This window comes from Flavobacterium sp. Flavsp81, from assembly GCF_059491325.1.
Map to the genome: position 1 here is coordinate 1,627,651 of NZ_CP168505.1, position 19,779 is coordinate 1,647,429.

Sequence of the window (19,779 nt, forward strand, 5' to 3'; positions counted from 1 at the left end):
AATTAATTTATTTTTTGAACAACTTCTTCGATTGCCTCAATTTTATTTTGGTAATATTTATAAGTTTCAAGCTGTGCTCTGAACGGGGCATGATGGTTTCGGGGCTTATATTTATTATCTAATTTATAGGATTGGTACCTCACTTTAACATTCCCTTTCCATGCAATATTAAAATTATCTATTAGTTCTTTCTTAATTTCAAGATCATATATTGGACAGGTAACTTCTACTCTTCCATCAAGATTTCTGGTCATAAAATCAGCTGACGAAATGTAAACTTCTGTTAAACCGGCATTCCCAAAAATATAAACTCTTGAATGTTCCAGATAATTATCGACTATACTAATTGCTTCAATATTCTCACTCATTCCCGGAATTCCCGGAATCAAAGAACAAATTCCTCTTACCTGAAGCTGTATTTTTACTCCTGCATTACTGGCTTCATATAATTTATCGATCATTTTAAAATCGGACAAACTATTCATTTTGAGCTTTATATGTGTCTTCCTCCCGGCAAGGGCATGCAGGATTTCGCGATCTATGAGTTTAACAAACTTAGAACGTGTATAATGTGGTGATACAATTAAATGTTTGTATCTGTTTACTCTGTAATTGATATCGAAAAATTCGAATATTTTAGAAATGTCTTTCAGAATTTGCTGATGACAGGTAAAAAGGGTGACGTCTGTATATATTTTAGCTGTTGCTTCATTAAAGTTTCCTGTCGAAATAAAACCATAACGACGCGTTTTGCCATCTTCAATTCTCTCTATTACACATATTTTACTGTGAACTTTTAAGCCTTTTATCCCAAATATAAGCTCAATTCCTTCCGTTTGCATTTGTTCTGCATACGAAATATTACTTGCTTCGTCAAAGCGTGCCTGTAATTCTATTTGAACGGTTACTTTTTTACCGTTTTTAGCTGCATTGATCAAAGAACTGATAATCTGTGAATTTTTGGCAAGGCGATATAATGTAATTTTTATGCTTGTTACTGTTGGGTCTAAGGCTGCTTCACGCAAAAATTTTGTTAAGTATGAAAAAGACTGGTATGGGGCATGTAATAAATAATCTTTTTTATTAATTTTTTCCAGAATACTTCCTCCCAGACTCAAGCCGGGAATTGGCAGTGGATCATTTGTTTTATAGAGTAAATCAAATCTTCCCAGGTTTGGAAAATTCATATAGTCACGTCGATTATGATACCTTCCGCCGGGAATTATACTGTCTGTCTCTACAATTTTCATTTTATCCAGAAAAAATCGTAAAGTATCATTTTCAATTTGACTATCATAAATAAACCGGACAGGCTCCCCTATTCGTCTGTCTTTTACAGATGTTGCAATTTTTTCGAGCATACTTTTGCTCAAATCGCTGTCAATATCCAGCTGTGCATCACGTGTAATTTTAATCATGTGTGCCGATACACTTTTATAATCGAAAATATTGAAAATGTTTTTCAGATTATGACGAATCACATCATCAATCAGAATTACATAGTGCTTATCATCATTAGACGGTAAAACCACAAATCTGTTTATAGTTTTTGGAATTTCGATTATGGCATATCGAATTTCATCATTTGTGTTCATTTCTAACCGGACTGCCAAATATCCTAAAGTATCTTTAAGAACAGGAAATTCTGCTAAATCGTTTAATATAATGGTTACTAATTCCGGACTTAGTTTTTGAATAAAAAAGTCTTTCAGGTAGTTTTCCTGTTCTTTTGTAATTTCATCTTCTTTGATAATAAAGATGTTCTCGGCCTCAAGTTCAGCTTCTATATTACCTAAAATACGTAAACTTTCAGACTGCTGCTGAATTACGATTTCGGTAATATCCTTAATTAACTGATGAGCAGAAACCCCGCCTAAGTATTTTTCGCCGGAAATTCCGGAAAGACTCAATCTTCGGATTGCAGCATAACGAACCCTGAAAAATTCATCTAAATTATTTGAAAAAATTCCAACAAAGCGCAATCTGTCTAATAATGGGACTGTATTATCTGCGGCTTCCTGAAGTACTCTTGCATTAAACGCTAACCAACTTTTTTCTCTGTCTATATATTTCTGTTCGTGCACGTTATTTATTTTAAATCTTTGGGGAAAATTGTTTTATGAGTTTTGCCTTTATTTATTTTATCCCAACTATCTTCTTCAAATCTCAGAGAGACAAAACCTGAAGTCGGGACATTCTCAATAAAAACATCCCCAAATTTATTAACAAAATTTGTAATAGCCTCGTTATGTCCAAAAAGAATAACGCTTTCGAAACTATTATCACACGATTTAATAACTTTTTCGAGTTGCCTGTCATCAAAAGTATATAATTCATCCTTGTACAGAATGCTTTCTATTGGATAAGATATGTTTTGTGCAAAAATAAGAGCGGTTTCTGTAGCACGTGCAGCTGTACTACTCCAGATTATGTATGTTTTAGGGAGAAACTTTGTAATACTTCCTGATACACTATGCGCATCCTGAATACCCCTTTTCATTAAAGGTCTGTCGAAATCTTTAAGTGGTGCTTCCCAGCTTGATTTTGCATGACGTATTAAAATTAAATTTTTCATAAACAGTGTGTATTTATAATCTTGCTATAAGATAAAAGAGGTTACTATTTTAATTCATCTTCTAATTTACAAAAGAAATTCTAATAGTCCTCCTTTTTTTAATTCTGTTAACATTGCCAAAAAGAAGTACATGAATGCGAAATATACATTTTTTAATATTTTATAAAAAGTTGAAAGCTCGTTTTTAGTAATAAGTGAATTTCAACTATAAAAAACAACATTTCATCGATGCTTTAAAAATACTTTAAAACAAATTCAATAATCTGATTTACAGCTATTTAAAACAATTTAAATTTTACACATTTAAAGATATTTAAGTTTAAAAACATCTTTTTGAACGTTATAAAAAGAATCAAAAACAACTATTTTGAAAAAATATATAACAAAAAAAGCACATTTCAACGAGTTTTCAGGTTAGTTACAGACAAAAAAAAGCAAATCAATCCAATCTATATAACTTTGATTTAATAAATTTTATGTTAAAAATTTGAGATATCAATAATTTACTTCTTTACTCAAATTGAATAGATCCAAATGTTTTTTTGACCTGATAAAAAAACAAAAAATTCAAAAGCATTATTTAATCCTAACTTAATAAAATTAGAGATTATGAAAATCATTACTTATTTATTTACATCCAAAAATATTAGAAACGTTTTTATAACGCTTACTCTACTATTTAACATTCTTTTCTCATACTCACAAGTTGATTTACGAACCTGCAATTATGATTGCACGTCTAATAATTACACCCTTAAAGATGTCTATCTGAGTTTATCTAATGTAAACGGTGAGCCGATAACCAATACTACCTGTACCATAGGAGAAGTACGGCAGGTATATATTTTTCTTAATTATTCTTCAAATTCTAATTCAAACATTTATTTTGCAAGATTAAACTCTGACCTTACCATAGCGGGTGTAACTACTTTTGTAAATGTTTTACTGGGAACCATAGTTCCGGGTGATAACAAAAAATTGTTATACGGTCCTTTTAATTGGACTTGTGGCGATGAGTTAAGCCTGAGCAATACCATAATTGCCTGGAAAACTAACAGTAATAATGATCCGGGACCCAATTATTCCTGCAGCAGTTATACAAATTCGCAATGTGATTTTACCAATGCTTTTACAATTTCTAAACCATTGGCAGTTCAATTTACTTATAAAGCCTGTAAAACCGGAACAAACACAACGGTTAAATTCACATCTACAACAAACGGAGGTATTGCACCTTATACCTATGCCTGGGATTTTAATAATGACGGGGGGGCTCCTGATTCTACCATTGCTAATCCTTCCTATACGTATACAACATCTAATAATTCGGCAAAATTAACAGTAACCGATACACAAAATTTAACCAACACTTACATTCTTCCAATTGTTGAGCCTACTGAAATAATGTTAAGTGAAAGTCATACAAATATAGGATGCAGCGGAGGAACAACATCTTTAACTTTAACAGTTACAGGCGGAACTCCCGGGTATACCTATTTGTGGAATACCGGTGCCACCACTAAAGATTTATCGAATATTCCTCCCGGTACTTATACGGTAACGGTTACAGATGCAAACAGCTGTACAAAAACTCAGTCTTTTATCATTAATCAACCAATTAGTTTAAGTGCTGTAACCTCGCAAACAAATGTAACTTGTTTTGGAGGTTCTGACGGAACTGCAACTGTAACACCTACGGGAGGAGCTGCTCCATACACTTATACATGGTCACCTTCCGGAGGAACAAATACTACAGCAACAAGTCTTTTGGCAGGAAATTATAGTATTATTGTTACCGATACAAACAACTGCACGATAACTAAAACAGTAACAATTATTGACGGCGATTCTATTATTCCTATAATAAATCCGTTACCTTCTCCAACAACTATAGATTGTCCCGCTTTACCTGTATTTGCAACAGCTACTGCAACAGACAATAGTGGCGTAATATCATCTTTAACATTTGTGGATTCAATTACAAATAATTGTATCAATTCTTATACTCAGATTAGAACCTGGACTGCTAAAGACGCCTGTGGAAATACTTCAGCTCCTGTTAGTCAGACAATAACAATACAAGATATTACAAAACCAACATGGACAACCGCAGCGACTGCTCTAAATGTAACTTTACAATGCAATGATATTGCAGGTTTGGCTGCTGCACAGGCATTATTCCCTGTAGCTTCCGATTTATGTGATACCGATGTTTCAAACATTGTAAAAACAAGTGGTCAATTTATCACTCAAGGATGTGCCAATGTCGGAACGTATACCAATACCTGGACTGTAAAAGACGATTGCGGAAATACTTCTGATACTTTCACGCAAGTGATCACGATTGAAGATACTACCGCACCAACATGGACAACCGCAGCAACAGCTCTAAATGTGACTTTGCAGTGCAGCGATACTACAGGTTTGGCAACTGCTCAGGCTGCATTCCCGATGGCTACTGATAATTGCGGAGGAATTGTAACTTATACCAAAACCAGTGGAACTTTTTCTGCAGGTTCTTGCATCAATTCCGGAACTTATACCAATACCTGGGTTGCGAAAGATGTCTGTAATAATTCTTCAACAACTTTCACGCAAACCATTACTATTGAAGATACTACCGCACCAACATGGACAACCGCAGCGGCTACCTTAAATGTGACTTTGCAATGCAGTGATATTACAGGTTTAGCAACGGCTCAGGCTGCATTCCCGATGGCTACTGATAATTGCGGAGGAACTGTAACCTATACCAAAACCAGTGGAGTTTTTTCTGCAGGATCTTGCATCAATTCCGGAACGTATACCAATACCTGGGTTGCGAAAGATGTCTGCAATAATTCTTCAACAACTTTCACGCAAACCATTACTATTGAAGATACAACCACGCCAACATGGACAACCACAGCTGCGGCTCTAAATGTGACTTTGCAGTGCAACGATACTACAGGTTTGGCAACTGCTCAGGCTGCATTCCCGATGGCTACTGATAATTGCGGTGGAACTGTAACCTATACCAAAACCAGTGGAATTTTTGCTCCGGCATCTTGTGTTAATTCCGGAACTTATACCAACACCTGGGTTGCGAAAGATGTCTGTGATAATTCTTCAACAACTTTCACACAAACCATTACCATTCGGGATACTACCGCACCAACATGGACAACCGCAGCTGTGGCCCTAAATGTGACTTTGCAATGCAGTGATATCTCAGGTTTGGCTACTGCGCAGGCAGCATTTCCGGTGGCTACAGATAATTGCGGAGGAACGGTAACCTATACTAAAACCAGCGGAACTTTCTCTGCAGGCTCTTGTGTTAATTCAGGAACCTATACCAACACTTGGGTTGCGAAAGATGTTTGTAATAATTCTTCAACAACTTTCACACAAACCATTACCATTCAGGATACTACTGCCCCAACATGGACAACCGTAGCTGCAGCTCTAAATGTTACTTTGCAGTGCAGTGATAGTGCTGGTTTAGCTGCTGCACAAGCTACATTCCCTGTGGCTGCTGACTTGTGTGATGCTGATGTTCTGAATATTGTTAAGGTAAGTGGTCAGTTCATGGCTTCTGAAGGTTGCGCCAATGCAGGAACCTACACCAACACCTGGACCGTTAAAGATGATTGTGGAAACACCTCCAATACTTTCACGCAGGTAATTACCATAGAAGATACTACAGCTCCAACATGGACAACCGCAGCTGCGGCCCTAAATATTACTTTGCAATGCAGCGATATCTCAGGCTTAGCAACAGCTCAGGCAGCATTTCCGGTGGCTACAGATAATTGTGAAGGAACGGTAACCTATACTAAAACCAGCGGAGCATTCTCTGCAGGTTCTTGTGTCAATTCAGGAACCTATACCAATACCTGGGTTGCCAAAGATGTTTGTAATAATTCTTCAACAACTTTCACACAGGTAATTACCATTGAAGACACAACCGCACCAACATGGACAACTGCGGCAGCGGCTTTGAATGTGACTTTGCAATGCAGTGATAGTGCTGGTTTAACTGCTGCACAGGCTTTGTTCCCTGTAGCTTCCGACTTGTGCGATGCTGATGTTCTGAATATCGTAAAAACAAGTGGTCAGTTCATGGCTTTCGAAGACTGTGGAAATTCCGGAACCTACACCAATACCTGGACAGTCAAAGATGATTGCGGGAATACTTCCGATACTTTCACACAAGTGATCACGATTGAAGATACCACCGCACCAATCTGGGTTACTCAAATAAATTCCCTTAACCAAACTGTACAATGCAGCAACCAGGAAGTATTGGCATCCGCACAGGCATTATTCCCTGTGGCTTCCGACTTGTGCGATGCTGATGTTCTGAATATCGTAAAAATAAGTGGTCAGTTTATCGCTTCCGAAGGTTGCGCCAATGCAGGAACCTACACCAACACCTGGACCGTACAAGACGATTGTGGCAACACCTCCGATACTTTCACCCAAGTGATTACGATTGAAGACACAACGGCTCCAACATGGACAACTACAGCAACAGCTTTGAATGTTACTTTACAATGCAGTGATAGTGCTGATTTAGTTGCTGCACAGGCAGCATTTCCGGTGGCTACAGATAATTGTGAAGGAACGGTAACCTATACTAAAACCAGCGGAGCATTCTCTGCAGGTTCTTGTGTCAATTCAGGAACCTATACCAATACCTGGGTTGCGAAAGATGTCTGCAATAATTCTTCAACAACTTTTACGCAGGTAATTACCATTCAGGATACTACTGCCCCTACATGGACAACCGCAGCTGCGGCTCTAAATGTGACTTTGCAGTGCAACGATACTACAGGTTTGGCAACGGCTCAGGCAGCATTCCCTGTAGCCACTGATAATTGCGGAGGAATTGTAACTTATACCAAAACCAGTGGAATTTTCTCTGCAGGTTCTTGCATCAATTCCGGAACTTATACCAATACCTGGGTTGCGAAAGATGTCTGTAATAATTCTTCAACAACTTTCACGCAAACCATTACTATTGAAGATACAACCACGCCAACATGGACAACCACAGCAACAGCTCTAAATGTGACTTTGCAGTGCAACGATACTACAGGTTTGACAACTGCTCAGGCAGCATTCCCGGTAGCCACTGATAATTGCGGAGGAATTGTAACTTATACCAAAACCAGTGGAACTTTTTCTGCAGGATCTTGCATCAATTCCGGAACTTATACCAATACATGGGTTGCCAAAGATGTCTGCAATAATTCGTCAACAACTTTCACACAAACCATTACCATTGAAGATACAACCGCGCCAACATGGACAACCACAGCAACAGCTCTAAATGTGACTTTGCAGTGCAGCGATAGTGCTGGTTTAACTGCTGCACAGGCTATATTCCCTGTGGCTGCTGACTTGTGTGACGCTGATGTTTCAAACATTGTAAAAACAAGTGGCCAATTCATGGCTTCCGAGGGTTGTGGAAATTCCGGAACATATACCAATACCTGGACAGTCAAAGATGTTTGTGGCAATACCTCCGATACTTTCACCCAGGTGATTACCATTGAAGATACTACTGCACCAACATGGGTTTCTGAAATGGCTTCCCTAAATGTGACTTTGCAATGCAGTGATAGTGCTGGTTTGATTGCTGCACAGGCTATATTCCCTGTGGCTGCTGACTTGTGTGACGCTGATGTTTCAAACATTGTAAAAACAAGTGGCCAATTCATGGCTTCCGAGGGTTGTGGAAATGCCGGAACGTATACCAATACCTGGACAGTTAAAGATGATTGTGGCAATACTTCCGATACTTTCACGCAGGTAATTACCATTGAAGATACTACGGCTCCGACATGGATTACTCAAATAAATTCCCTTAACCAAACTGTACAATGCAGCAACCAGGAAGCATTAGCATCCGCACAAGCGTTATTCCCGGTGGCTTCCGACTTGTGCGATGCCAATGTTTTGAATATTGTTAAGGTAAGTGGTCAATTCATGGCTTCTGAAGGTTGCGCCAATGCAGGAACGTATACCAATACCTGGACGGTCAAAGATGATTGTGGCAATACTTCCGATACTTTCACCCAAGTGATTACCATTGAAGATACTACCAAGCCAATATTTACAGGAAATCTTCCTGCAGATATTACAGTTTCTTGTGATGCAGTTCCTGAACCTGCAATTGTTGAAGCTTCTGATAATTGTAACAGCAATTTATCGATAGTTTTCTCAGAAATCAAAAGTGATATTCAAAACGAATGCACAACAAATTACACATTAACACGTAAATGGACTATTACTGATTGCAGTCGAAATACCTCTTCCTATTCTCAAATTATAACAGTAAGAGATACAGCACCGCCTACAGGAACAGCTCCTTCTAATATTGCTAATTTACAAAGTATTGCTGACATTCCTGTTGGAAGTCCGGCAGACATAAAAGATGCTTCAGATAATTGCAACGAAAACGTAAACATTAAGATAATTGATTCTAATAATGGAGGAAGTGGCTGCAATGGAAATGCATATATCTTAACCAGAACTTATATTTTAACAGATTGTGCCGGTAATAAAACAGAGTTAGTACAAACGTTTACTGTCGAAAATAAAGTTTCAGTAACTGCAATAGCATCAAATGTAACTTGTTTTGAAGCAAATAACGGTTCTATTTTAGTAACTAATAGTCCAGGCTCTATTGTAACTATAACAAATGGAAATAATGAAGTTGTTGGGAATACCAATTTACCAGCCGGAACGTATACAATTACTGCAACATCCTCTGTAAATAATAACAATCAGGGCTGTTCAGCGACAACAACAGTGACCATAACACAACCTCCGTATGGTGTAACCAATGTAACCGGAGAGGCTTGTACTTATGATTCAACACCTGTTAACTTATTAAGTTTATTACCGGAAAATACTCCGGCAACAGGAACCTGGATTGATACAGACGGTACGAATGCATTACAGGGAAATATTCTTAATGTATTTGGTCTGGCACTGGGCAGTTATACATTTGAGTACCAAATAACTGATGAAAATTGTAAAAGAAGTATTTTTCTGAATCTGACAATAAATGATGATTGCAGGGTATTAGCATGTGAAAATATTATAATCCATAATGCTTTTTCTCCTAACGGGGATGGAATAAATGATGTTTTCAAAATTGATAATATTGATCAGACAATCTGTTATCCTGAAAACACTGTAGAAATTTATAATCGTTGGGGAATAATGGTATTTGAAACTGTTAATTACAACAATACTACCAATGCATTTGACGGGACTTCCAAAGGCAGAACTACTATTAAACAGTCTGACGGACTGCCAACCGGAACATACTTTTATATTATTAATTACACCTTTCTGGATGGTAACGATGTAATTCAATCTAATAAAAAAGCGGGCTATCTCTATTTATCAAAATAAGGTAATAATTGAAGTAATACTATCTACTATGAGAACAAAATTATTTTCCCTCGTCATTATATTTGTAACCATTGCAGGTTTTGCACAGCAAGATGCTCAGTTTACACAATATATGTACAATACCATAAATATCAATCCTGCTTATGCTGGTTCACGTGGAGCTTTGAGCATTTTCGGATTACATCGTACTCAATGGGTTGGTCTGGATGGTGCGCCGGAAACGAGTTGTCTTTCTGTAAATACTCCTATAAATAATAGTAATTTAGGAGTTGGAGTTTCATTAATCAATGATAAAATAGGGCCGACGAATGAGAATAATTTCTCTGTCGATCTCTCTTATACCGTTCAAACATCAGCCAATTTCAAACTTTCCTTTGGGATTAAAGGAACAGCAAATTTATTCAATCTTGATATCGATAAACTGAACCCTGAAAACCAGGGAGACCCTCAATTTCAGGATTTTAACAGTAAATTTTCTCCAAATGTCGGAGCCGGGGTTTACTGGCATTCAGATAAAGCATACATAGGTTTATCGATACCGAATTTTATTGAAACCAATCGTTATAATGATAATGATGTTGCTATTTATAAAGATAAAATCAATTATTATTTAATGGCCGGTTATGTATTTGATCTGGATCATTATGAATATATAAAATTCAAACCGGCTGTACTCACCAAAATGGTTGAAGGTGCACCATTACAGGTAGATGTTTCTGCAAACTTTATGTTCATCGATAAATTTGTTGTCGGTATTGCTTACAGATGGAGCGCTTCATTAAGTGCTATGGCTGGATTTCAGATCACAGAAGGTCTTTATCTGGGATACGGTTATGATCGTGAAACGACCAACCTAAACAATTATAATTCAGGATCGCATGAAATATTCCTGCGTTATGAATTCTTCAGAAAAAATGATAAAATGACAACTCCACGTTTCTTCTAAAAATATTTATTATGAAAAATTTTATACTCCTTTGCCTGACAATGGTAAGTGTTTTTTCATTCAATAGTTATTCTCAACAATCGAAAATGAGCGCTGCTGATAAAGAATACGATGGTTATGCCTATGTTGATGCCATAAAGACCTATGAAAGAGTAGCCAAGAAAGGATACAAGTCTGAAGATATGTTTAAAAAACTGGGGAACTCTTATTATTTCAATTCTGAATTTGAAGGGGCTGCAAAATGGTACGGCGAATTATTAGCCATGAATACCAATCCTGAACCTGAATTTTACTACAGATATGCCCAGTCTTTAAAATCAATAGGGCAAACTGATAAAGCAAATAGTATCCTGGAAGTATTTAACTCCAAATATAAAAATGATAACAGAGGTAAACTTTATAAACAAAATGTAAATTATCTGGATTTGATTAAGGAAAATTCAGGACGCTATAAAATTGAAAACGCCGGTATCAACTCTAAATATTCTGACTACAGCACCTTTGTATCCAAAAACAAAATATATTTTGCTTCAGCCAGGGATACCGGTAATTTTTCACAGCGTAAACATAAATGGACAGGAGAATATTTTACGAACCTGTATGTTGTTGATATAGATTCCGTAAAAGTAAAAAGATTCAGAACTGTTTTAAATACCAAATTTCATGAATCTTCTCCTGTTCTTTCGAAAGATGGCGAAACAATCTATTTTACAAGAAACAATTATAATGATGGAAAAAAAGGAAAAAATGCAGAGAAAATTACTTTAGTTAAAACATACAAAGCCACCCTTGAAAATAATAATTGGACCAAAATAATGGAACTTCCATTTAATAGCAACAACTACAGCGTCGCACATCCTGCATTAAGTCCGGATGAAAGAACTTTATATTTTGCATCAGATATGCCGGGAAGTATTGGCCAATCTGATTTGTATAAAGTCAGTATCAATGAAGATGGAAGTTACGGTACTCCTGTGAATTTAGGAAAAACTATTAACACGGAAGGCAAAGAAACATTTCCGTTTGTAACCAGCGAAAACGAAATTTATTTTGCTTCTGATGGTCATCCGGGACTTGGTGGTTTAGATGTTTTTGCCGGCCAAATCGATCCTGACGGAGGCATTAGTGATATCCAAAATGTTGGTGCTGATATCAATTCACCAAAAGATGATTTTGCCTATACAATTGATCCGGTTTCAAGAAAGGGTTATTTCAGTTCGAACAAAGATGGCGGGCAAGGTTCTGATGACATCTATAAATTTCTGGAAACCAGAAGATTAAAATGTACCCAGGAACTCTACGGACTTATTACTGATGCTGAGACTGGTGTAATCTTATCTGGAGCAAAAGTAAGTTTATACGATAGAAATTTAAATCTGAAAACCTCAACCATTGCCGATGTAACAGGAAATTATACTTTTCCGGTTGAATGTTCAGAAGTATATAATGTCAGAGCCGAAATGACTGATTACACTACCAAAGAAGTAAATATTGAAATTCCTCGTAAAAATGGCCGGACCAATCTCCCGATAGCTTTAGATAATGCAAAATGCAAAGTAGCAATTGGTGATGATTTAGGGAAATGTTTTGGCATCAAAATGATTTATTTTGACCTTGACAAATCTAATATCAGAGAAGAAGCGGCTCTTGATTTAGAAAAAATATTAGATGTCTTAAATGAAAATCCAACCATGAAACTCGATATCCGATCTCATACCGATAGCAGAGCAACGCATCAATACAATGAAGCTTTATCTGGCAGAAGAGCAAAATCAACCATAGACTGGCTTGTAAAAAATGGTATTGCTTCTGATAGACTAAAAGGCAAAGGCTATGGAGAAAACCAGCTTGTAAATGAATGTTCTGATGATGTAAACTGTAACGAAGAACAGCATCAGGCCAACAGACGAAGTGAATTTATTATTATGGCTTTGTAATAATGAAACACAATAATTTAACTATCGACACACATTCACTTTTATAAAAAATAAGCCGTTGCAGATTCATAATAATTTACAATGGCTTATTTAACTAAACAATGAATACTAACTATCTTTTCAAATTTTTGCAAATATATTGGTATAGTATTTTTTACCTGTTTCTGCATCAATTTTTACAGCAATACCAAAATGGGTATAATCTCCTTCTATATTTTGTTTATGTGACGGGCTTTCTAACCAGGCTTTCAGAACAGCTTCGGCTGTTTGATAATTATAGGCTATATTTTCGCCTACTTTTTTTGCTCCCAGAACAGCAATAATATTCTCTGAACGGGCTACAAAATCATTATGGTTAACAACATTATTTTCAATCATGTAGATATCATGCTCTTCTGATTTAAAAGAAATATGATTCACTCTTTCTAAAGTATTCAGGCCAATACTTACACGATATTTATTAATTAACTGCAGAACCTCTAATTCTGTATCATTATAAGTATAATCTGTTACAAGTTTCGCTGATGTAGTTTCATTGGTATTCGCCTCAGCAGAATCCGATGAACAGGAATTAAAAATAAAAACAACAAAAAAAAGCACAATTGTACAAAGCAATTTCCTCATAAAAATAATAGTTTATATATAAAGTAGATTGGGGGCCAAACTATTTTAAATATGTTAATAGATTTTTTTTGTAAACGTAAAAAGAATCAGTTTAAAATAACAAACTATTCGCTTAATGACCAAAGTTAATCGATAAGTAACACGTTTTGTGCGTTTTACAAAATAAAATTCCTACGTCTAAGGAGCTAATCTTTGAATCAGCCAGCTATAATCAGGCTGACTTTTATACCGAATTCTGTCATGAAGCCTGTTCGCTCTTCCCTGCCAAAATTCTACTTCTGAAGGAACTACTAAAAATCCTCCCCAATGTTCCGGTCTCGGAATTGGTTTCCCTTCAAAATTATTTTCCAGCTGTTTTAGATTCTCTTCTAAAAAAGTTCTTGACGGAATTACTTCGCTCTGGTTTGAAACAATTGCACCTAATTTGCTTCCGTCCGGACGGGAATCAAAATAACTGTCTGATATATTTTCGGAAGTTTTTTGGGCGATTCCTTTTATAATTACCTGACGCTCCATATTTGGCCAGAAGAAAGACAAACAAACATGTGGGTTTTGAGCAATTGCCCTGCCCTTTTCGGAATTATAATTGGTATAAAAAATAAATCCTTCTTCAGAATATTTCTTTAATAAAACAACTCTTGACTTAGGGAAACCATCTAAACCAATAGTCGAAACCGTCATGGCATTTACTTCTCCCATTCCTCCGAAATCTTCCACTTCATGAAACCATCTGTTAAAAAGATTAATCGGGTCCTCAGGAATTGTAGTTTCCAGCAATTCACTTTTTTCGTATGATTTTCTATAATTACTTAAATCACTCATTTTTTTTTTAATGTTATAGGTTAGATGTTAAAGGTTAAACGTGTGTGCGATGTGTTGAAAAGTGTTTTTCTTACTTCTAACTCAACCCCTAACTTTTAACTTTTTTTCAAAACTCAAAACTCCTGCCATCATCTGCTAATAATACATTTGCAAAAACTGTTTGTGCTTCTTCCTTAAAAATATTAATATCACCGTAACGTGTAGAATAATGTCCCAAAACAAGATTTTTAGCATTGGCTTTAAGAGCAATGGCTGCAGCTTCTTTTGCTGTAGAATGCAGTGTTTTTAATGCCAAATCTTCTTCAGATTGCAAAAAAGTCGATTCATGATACAAAACATCAACATTCTCTATAATCGGAATTATTGCTTCGTTATAAACCGTATCTGAACAAAAGGCATAGCTCATTGCCGGAATCGGATCAAAAGATAATTTCTCGTTTTCTATTACAGTTCCGTCTTCGAGGGTAACATTTCCGCCGCCTTTTATTTTTTGGTAATAACACTTATCAATATTGTAGTTTTGAACAGCATCAACATTTAGTTTTCTGTCTCCTGGCTTTTCCTGAAATAAAAATCCATTCGTATATACACGATGCTTTAGCGGAATCGTTTTTACGATTACTTTTTGGTCTTCAAAAATCACTTCACTTTCTTTCGATTCCAATTCATGAAAAAACAAATCATAAGTTGTCCATGAATTCGATAATTTCAATTGTAACGTGATAATTTCCTTAACTCCTTTTGGTCCGTAAACATGCAAATCGGTTGTACGTCCTAAAAGTGCAAAAGTTGAAATAGTACCAATTAACCCAAAAAAATGATCGCCATGCAAATGCGAAATAAAAATGTGATTAATTTTTGAAAATTTGATTTTGTTTTTACGCAATTGCACCTGAGTTCCCTCACCACAATCTATTAAAAACATTCTGTTTTTTATTTCTAAAACCTGCGAGGTCGGATTGGTAATCGTTCTGGGTGTTGCGGCATAACAGCCAAGTATGGTTAATTTCATTTTAGATTTTAGATTGTTGATTTTAGATTAGGGAATTTAAATTTCAGATTATTTAGTATTCCAAATCTAAAATCTGAACTCTAAAATCTAAAATTAAAACCCCAGGTCTCTTTCAATTTCATCCATTTCGATAATATCATGGGCTTCCAAAAGCGAAGGCACTACAGTTAATTTATCAGAAACGGCATTAAAATCAAGTCCGGAAACTACAAGTACAAACGACTTTTTAGCTTTTTTTTGTTGCTTGGAAAGAGGTAAAAAAAGTTTTAAATCCTTTTCAGACAATCCCGAATCTGATGATAAATCGATGATAATATTTTGTTTTTCAAAGGTTTTAAACTGTTGCGTTACTTTTTCCAGAAAAGCATTAAAATCTCCCTGAGTGTCTTTAATAGTAACGGTATGTCCTTTTTGATCTACTTTCATTTTATAATTTATGGGGGTCAAATATAAAAATAATAATTCGAGAGCTAAGGTACAAAGTTTTTTTCTAGTTTTCAGTACCAGTTTTTCAGTCTCAGTGTTCACTTTTGTCAGGCTGAGTCCATTCGGCTTCGTTCAGGATAAACTTAGTCGAAGCCCTTTTTAACCAACAATCGTTCGACTCCGCTCAGGGTGACATTCGGGAAAAGAGAAATTTTTAAAAAAAACTATTGAATTTTAGAAGCCAGAAGATAAATAACCGCCATTCTTATTGCTACTCCGTTCTCCACCTGATTCAAAATCACCGAATGATTTGAGTCGGCTACTTCAGAAGTAATCTCAACTCCCCTGTTGATTGGTCCCGGGTGCATGATGACGATTTCTTTTCCAAGAGAATCCAGTAATGGTTTATCGACTCCGTATTGCTGTGCGTATTCACGTGTTGAAGGGAAAAAGTTCACATCCATACGTTCGTTCTGAACACGAAGCATATTGGCAACGTCGCACCATTCAAGGGCTTTTCGCAAATTTGGTTCTACCGTAACTCCAAGCGATTCAATATATCTCGGAATCAAGGTTTTTGGTCCGCACACTTTCACTTCCGCACCTTGCATCTGCAAAGCGTATATATTTGATAAAGCTACTCTTGAGTGTAAAATATCACCCACAATAACCACTTTTTTTCCTGCTACATCTCCCAGTTTTTCTCTGATCGAATAACTGTCCAATAATGCCTGGGTTGGATGTTCGTGTGCTCCGTCTCCGGCATTTACGATACTGGCTTTGACATTTTTGGATAAAAAATAAGCCGCTCCGGGATTGGAGTGGCGCATTACAACCATGTCAACTTTCATGGAAAGGATATTATTTACAGTATCAATCAGGGTTTCTCCTTTTTTAACCGATGACTGGGCTGCCGAAAAACTGATTACATCTGCAGATAAACGTTTTTGGGCTAACTCAAACGAAAGTTTGGTTCTGGTACTGTTTTCGAAGAAAATATTGGCAATGGTAATATCTCGTAATGAAGGAACTTTTTTAATTGGCCGGTTGATGACTTCTTTAAAATGATCTGCCGTTTCAAAAATTAGGTTAATATCATTCTCGTTGATGTATTTAATTCCTAATAAATGATTTACGCTTAATTCTTTCATTTTTGTTTCTTTAATTATTTGTCAAATTTTTGAATTTCTGAAAATATTCAGTCATTCAATGCTTTTAAAGAGAAGCTTCTCTATTGAACCATTCTGTCTACAACTTCACTATAATCCTGCAGATCCCTTGCATCTTCATCAAAAATTTTCTGCCATCTGAAACCCGGAATTTCGATTTTAGATCTTGGAGAGCCGTCCCATTTTATTTTAAAATCATTATTGATTAAAACTTCGGCAACTTGTTTTCCCACTTCTATTGTAACTGCATCATCAGAATTATCAACTTTTTGAAAAGCGATATACAAACCCGGATTTTCAAGATCTATTGCTCTGGCCAAGTCTTGTTCGTGATAAAAACAATAACCATCAGACTCTATTTCGTTTTCCTGCAATTCTCTTTCAACCTCAACTACTTCATATTCACCGTCGGTTGTGGTGTAACCCGCATTATGAAGTGCGATTATATTCTCATCGCATAATTCATCAAACGCTTTTATCAGCCTTTCCGTATCTGTTGGGCTTTCCCATTTTTTACTTTCTGACAGTAACTTTTGGTATTCCTCTTTTATTTTATCAAAGGCCCACTCTTCTGAAATTTCGTCTTCAAATTCGTTGTCTTCAATTTCTTCTAAGATGTTTTCCTGAATCTCATCAAGAGAAAGAAATCCCATTCTGACCTGATTAAAAATTGATTCATAAATAAACGATTCGTTTTCTGTCATTATTATATTTTTCAATTTTTAAGAATTCAATATTTTAATTGGTAACCAGGTAAACAACATCTTCTCCGTCATTTTCTTTCCAGTTCACTACTACTTTTTCATTGTTTATGGCATCTACCTGACGGCCGCGATAATCGGGCTGAATTGGCAGATTACGGCTAAAACGTCTGTCGATTAACACTAACAATTCAATTTCTGATGGTCTCCCGAAAGACTGAATTGCCGTCAATGCAGAACGAATGCTTCGTCCGGTAAACAATACGTCATCGATAAAAATGACTTTTTTGTTTTCGACTATAAAATTGATTTGAGTTTTATTGGCTTCAAGCGGTTTATTCGTACGACGGAAATCATCCCTGAAAAAAGTAATGTCCAAATATCCTAAAGGAATTTCCGGAGTCTGATATTCGTTTTCTAATATTTGTTTTAAACGTTCCGCTAAAAAAACGCCTCTTGGCTGGATTCCGACTAAAATAGTATCAGAGAAATCAAGATGTTTTTCGATTAACTGACATGCCAAACGATGGAGTATGATAGTAACTTCTTTTGAATTAAGTAATACTTTTTGGCTCATAATTAAGTGTGATGTTTGGTTGGGCAAATATACAAAATCAGAATTTATTTGTTGGGGTGTTGGGTGGGGAAATATTTTTTTGATTCGGTTTAAAATTTTGAAGGTTTGAAAGCTAGTACTTATAAGCAACTTGGGTATTTTGAATTACAAAATAAATCTTACTTTTTGAAGATTATTTTAGTTAAAAAATTATATTTTAGCTAAATATAATATTGATTTATTGAAAAATAACTTTATATAATTCACCCTTAATTAAACATTTCTCAAAAACAACTAAACAGCGACATTATGAGCAAAAAATCTCCTCCAAAGGTAATAGAAAAAGAAAAGAAAAATGCTACTAAACCTCTTTCATCAAGTGCTATGCCACAGAGGACTTTAGAAGATGTGATTCCAGTTGCAGAGATTATTTATAAAAATTTTGCTGGTGGAGAAACTCCTTTAGGTACGATTGCTAAAATTATTGGACTAGGTGAAAAGTCAACAAATATGGTTTACGTAATCAAAGCTTGTGAATCATACGGAATAGTAGATAAAATCAGTAAAGAAGGGTATGCTTTATCTGAAATTGGAAGAAAAATTGTAGCGCCAACTTATGAAGGTGAAGATAGTGAAGCTATTAGAAAAGCTATTTTGACTCCAACTTTGATGAGTAAAATATATTCTGATTATAATAAGCATCCAATTCCCGAGGATTCATTTTTTCTTAATGCTTTAGAGCAGAAATATGGTGTAACAAAAGCCAAGGCATCAGAAATTAAAGATGTTCTTATCAAAAATGCAGAATTCTCAGGTATAATTACACTTTCAAACGATGGAAACACAAGATTATTAAATTTAAATAGTGATATAAAAGGATCATCAACAAATGTTATCACAACATATGTTCCTACAGTTATGCAAGCTGGATCAGATACCATCGATTTGGTACCAAGTTATCAAGAAACCACATTAGCAGATTATTCAAAAACATGTTTTATCATTACACCAATTGGTGCTGATGATTCACTTGAAAGAAAACATGCAAATATGATGTTAAATCACTTAATTAAGCCTGTCTGTGAAGAATTAGGCTTACATGTAGTTAGAGCGGATACAATTGACAAGGCAGGATTAATTACCCATCAAATTCTTGATTATATAGCTAGATCTGCGTATTGCATTGCTGATTTATCATTTAACAATCCAAATGTTTTTTATGAACTCGGTGTTAGGCATGTGTGTCAATTACCAACCGTACAAGTAATTAGAAAGGGAGACAAAATACCTTTTGACGTTTCACAAGGAAGAACAATTATAATAGACACATCAGATATATATACAATTATGGATAGATTTGAGAGTGCAAGAAAAGAACTCAAAGAGCACATCAACAAACAAACTAATAATATTAAAAATGACATTGCTGATGACAACCCTATAAGAATTTATCTCCCTGATTTAAAAGTTACATTGCCAAAACATAAGTAGAATAAAATAATTTGAATACAAAGAAAAAATCCTACCACTCAGATATACGCACGATAGCGCGGAAATTCTTTCAGTGCCCGCAAAGTAGATCAGCTTAAAATTCCTACCAA

At 35.7% G+C, this 19,779-nt stretch carries 13 protein-coding genes; 4 read left to right on the forward strand and 9 right to left on the reverse strand.

The features are described 5' to 3' along the window. Nucleotides 1–2: 2 nt before the first annotated feature. Together ppk1 and ACEN92_RS06570 are read right to left on the reverse strand one after the other, a co-directional pair. Entirely contained in the window at nucleotides 3–2,084 is a 2,082-nt protein-coding gene (gene ppk1 / locus ACEN92_RS06565; protein WP_495641571.1) for a polyphosphate kinase 1, read from the reverse strand. 5 nt (nucleotides 2,085–2,089) lie between these two features. Further along, nucleotides 2,090–2,575: a SixA phosphatase family protein gene (locus ACEN92_RS06570; RefSeq protein WP_495641572.1), complete on the reverse strand. Its 486-nt coding sequence runs from the start codon at nucleotides 2,573–2,575 to the stop codon at nucleotides 2,090–2,092. A 609-nt stretch (nucleotides 2,576–3,184) separates the two neighbouring features. Here ACEN92_RS06570 and ACEN92_RS06575 point away from each other — a divergent pair. From ACEN92_RS06575 to ACEN92_RS06585, 3 genes are read left to right on the forward strand one after another with little or no spacing between them, the layout of a single operon-like run. Beyond that, nucleotides 3,185–9,985 carry an HYR-like domain-containing protein gene (locus ACEN92_RS06575; protein WP_495641573.1) on the forward strand — a complete coding sequence of 2,267 codons (6,801 nt, stop codon included), beginning with the start codon at nucleotides 3,185–3,187 and terminating at the stop codon, nucleotides 9,983–9,985. A 28-nt stretch (nucleotides 9,986–10,013) separates the two neighbouring features. After that, nucleotides 10,014–10,931: a PorP/SprF family type IX secretion system membrane protein gene (locus tag ACEN92_RS06580; protein WP_495641574.1), complete on the forward strand. Its 918-nt coding sequence runs from the start codon at nucleotides 10,014–10,016 to the stop codon at nucleotides 10,929–10,931. Between the two features lie 11 nt (nucleotides 10,932–10,942). Further along, a complete protein-coding gene (locus ACEN92_RS06585) occupies nucleotides 10,943–12,868 on the forward strand; it encodes an OmpA family protein (protein ID WP_495641575.1) in 1,926 nt (641 codons plus the stop codon). 120 nt (nucleotides 12,869–12,988) lie between these two features. Here ACEN92_RS06585 and ACEN92_RS06590 read toward each other — a convergent pair whose 3' ends face one another. From ACEN92_RS06590 to pyrR, 7 genes are all read right to left on the reverse strand, one after another. Continuing rightward, on the reverse strand, nucleotides 12,989–13,492 hold the full coding sequence (locus tag ACEN92_RS06590) for a CAP domain-containing protein (protein WP_495641576.1): 504 nt from the start codon (nucleotides 13,490–13,492) through the stop codon (nucleotides 12,989–12,991). 177 nt (nucleotides 13,493–13,669) lie between these two features. Further along, the gene (pdxH, locus tag ACEN92_RS06595) at nucleotides 13,670–14,314 is read right to left on the reverse strand and encodes a pyridoxamine 5'-phosphate oxidase (protein ID WP_495641577.1); all 645 of its coding nucleotides are present in this window, start codon (nucleotides 14,312–14,314) and stop codon (nucleotides 13,670–13,672) included. Nucleotides 14,315–14,420: 106 nt separating this feature from the next. Further along, nucleotides 14,421–15,326: a ribonuclease Z gene (locus ACEN92_RS06600; protein ID WP_495641578.1), complete on the reverse strand. Its 906-nt coding sequence runs from the start codon at nucleotides 15,324–15,326 to the stop codon at nucleotides 14,421–14,423. Nucleotides 15,327–15,419: 93 nt separating this feature from the next. Next, the gene (locus ACEN92_RS06605; RefSeq protein WP_495641579.1) at nucleotides 15,420–15,752 is read right to left on the reverse strand and encodes a ribonuclease Z; all 333 of its coding nucleotides are present in this window, start codon (nucleotides 15,750–15,752) and stop codon (nucleotides 15,420–15,422) included. Between the two features lie 224 nt (nucleotides 15,753–15,976). Next, entirely contained in the window at nucleotides 15,977–16,903 is a 927-nt protein-coding gene (locus ACEN92_RS06610) for an aspartate carbamoyltransferase catalytic subunit (protein ID WP_160373111.1), read from the reverse strand. Nucleotides 16,904–16,983: 80 nt separating this feature from the next. Beyond that, nucleotides 16,984–17,625, reverse strand: coding sequence for a DUF6891 domain-containing protein (locus ACEN92_RS06615; RefSeq protein ID WP_495641580.1), 642 nt, complete (start codon nucleotides 17,623–17,625; stop codon nucleotides 16,984–16,986). Between the two features lie 34 nt (nucleotides 17,626–17,659). Beyond that, nucleotides 17,660–18,199, reverse strand: coding sequence for a bifunctional pyr operon transcriptional regulator/uracil phosphoribosyltransferase PyrR (gene pyrR / locus ACEN92_RS06620; protein ID WP_495641581.1), 540 nt, complete (start codon nucleotides 18,197–18,199; stop codon nucleotides 17,660–17,662). A gap of 288 nt (nucleotides 18,200–18,487) precedes the next feature. Here pyrR and ACEN92_RS06625 point away from each other — a divergent pair, with 288 nt between their 5' ends. Continuing rightward, a complete protein-coding gene (locus ACEN92_RS06625; protein WP_495641582.1) occupies nucleotides 18,488–19,669 on the forward strand; it encodes a hypothetical protein in 1,182 nt (393 codons plus the stop codon). The last annotated feature ends 110 nt before the right edge of the window (nucleotides 19,670–19,779 follow it).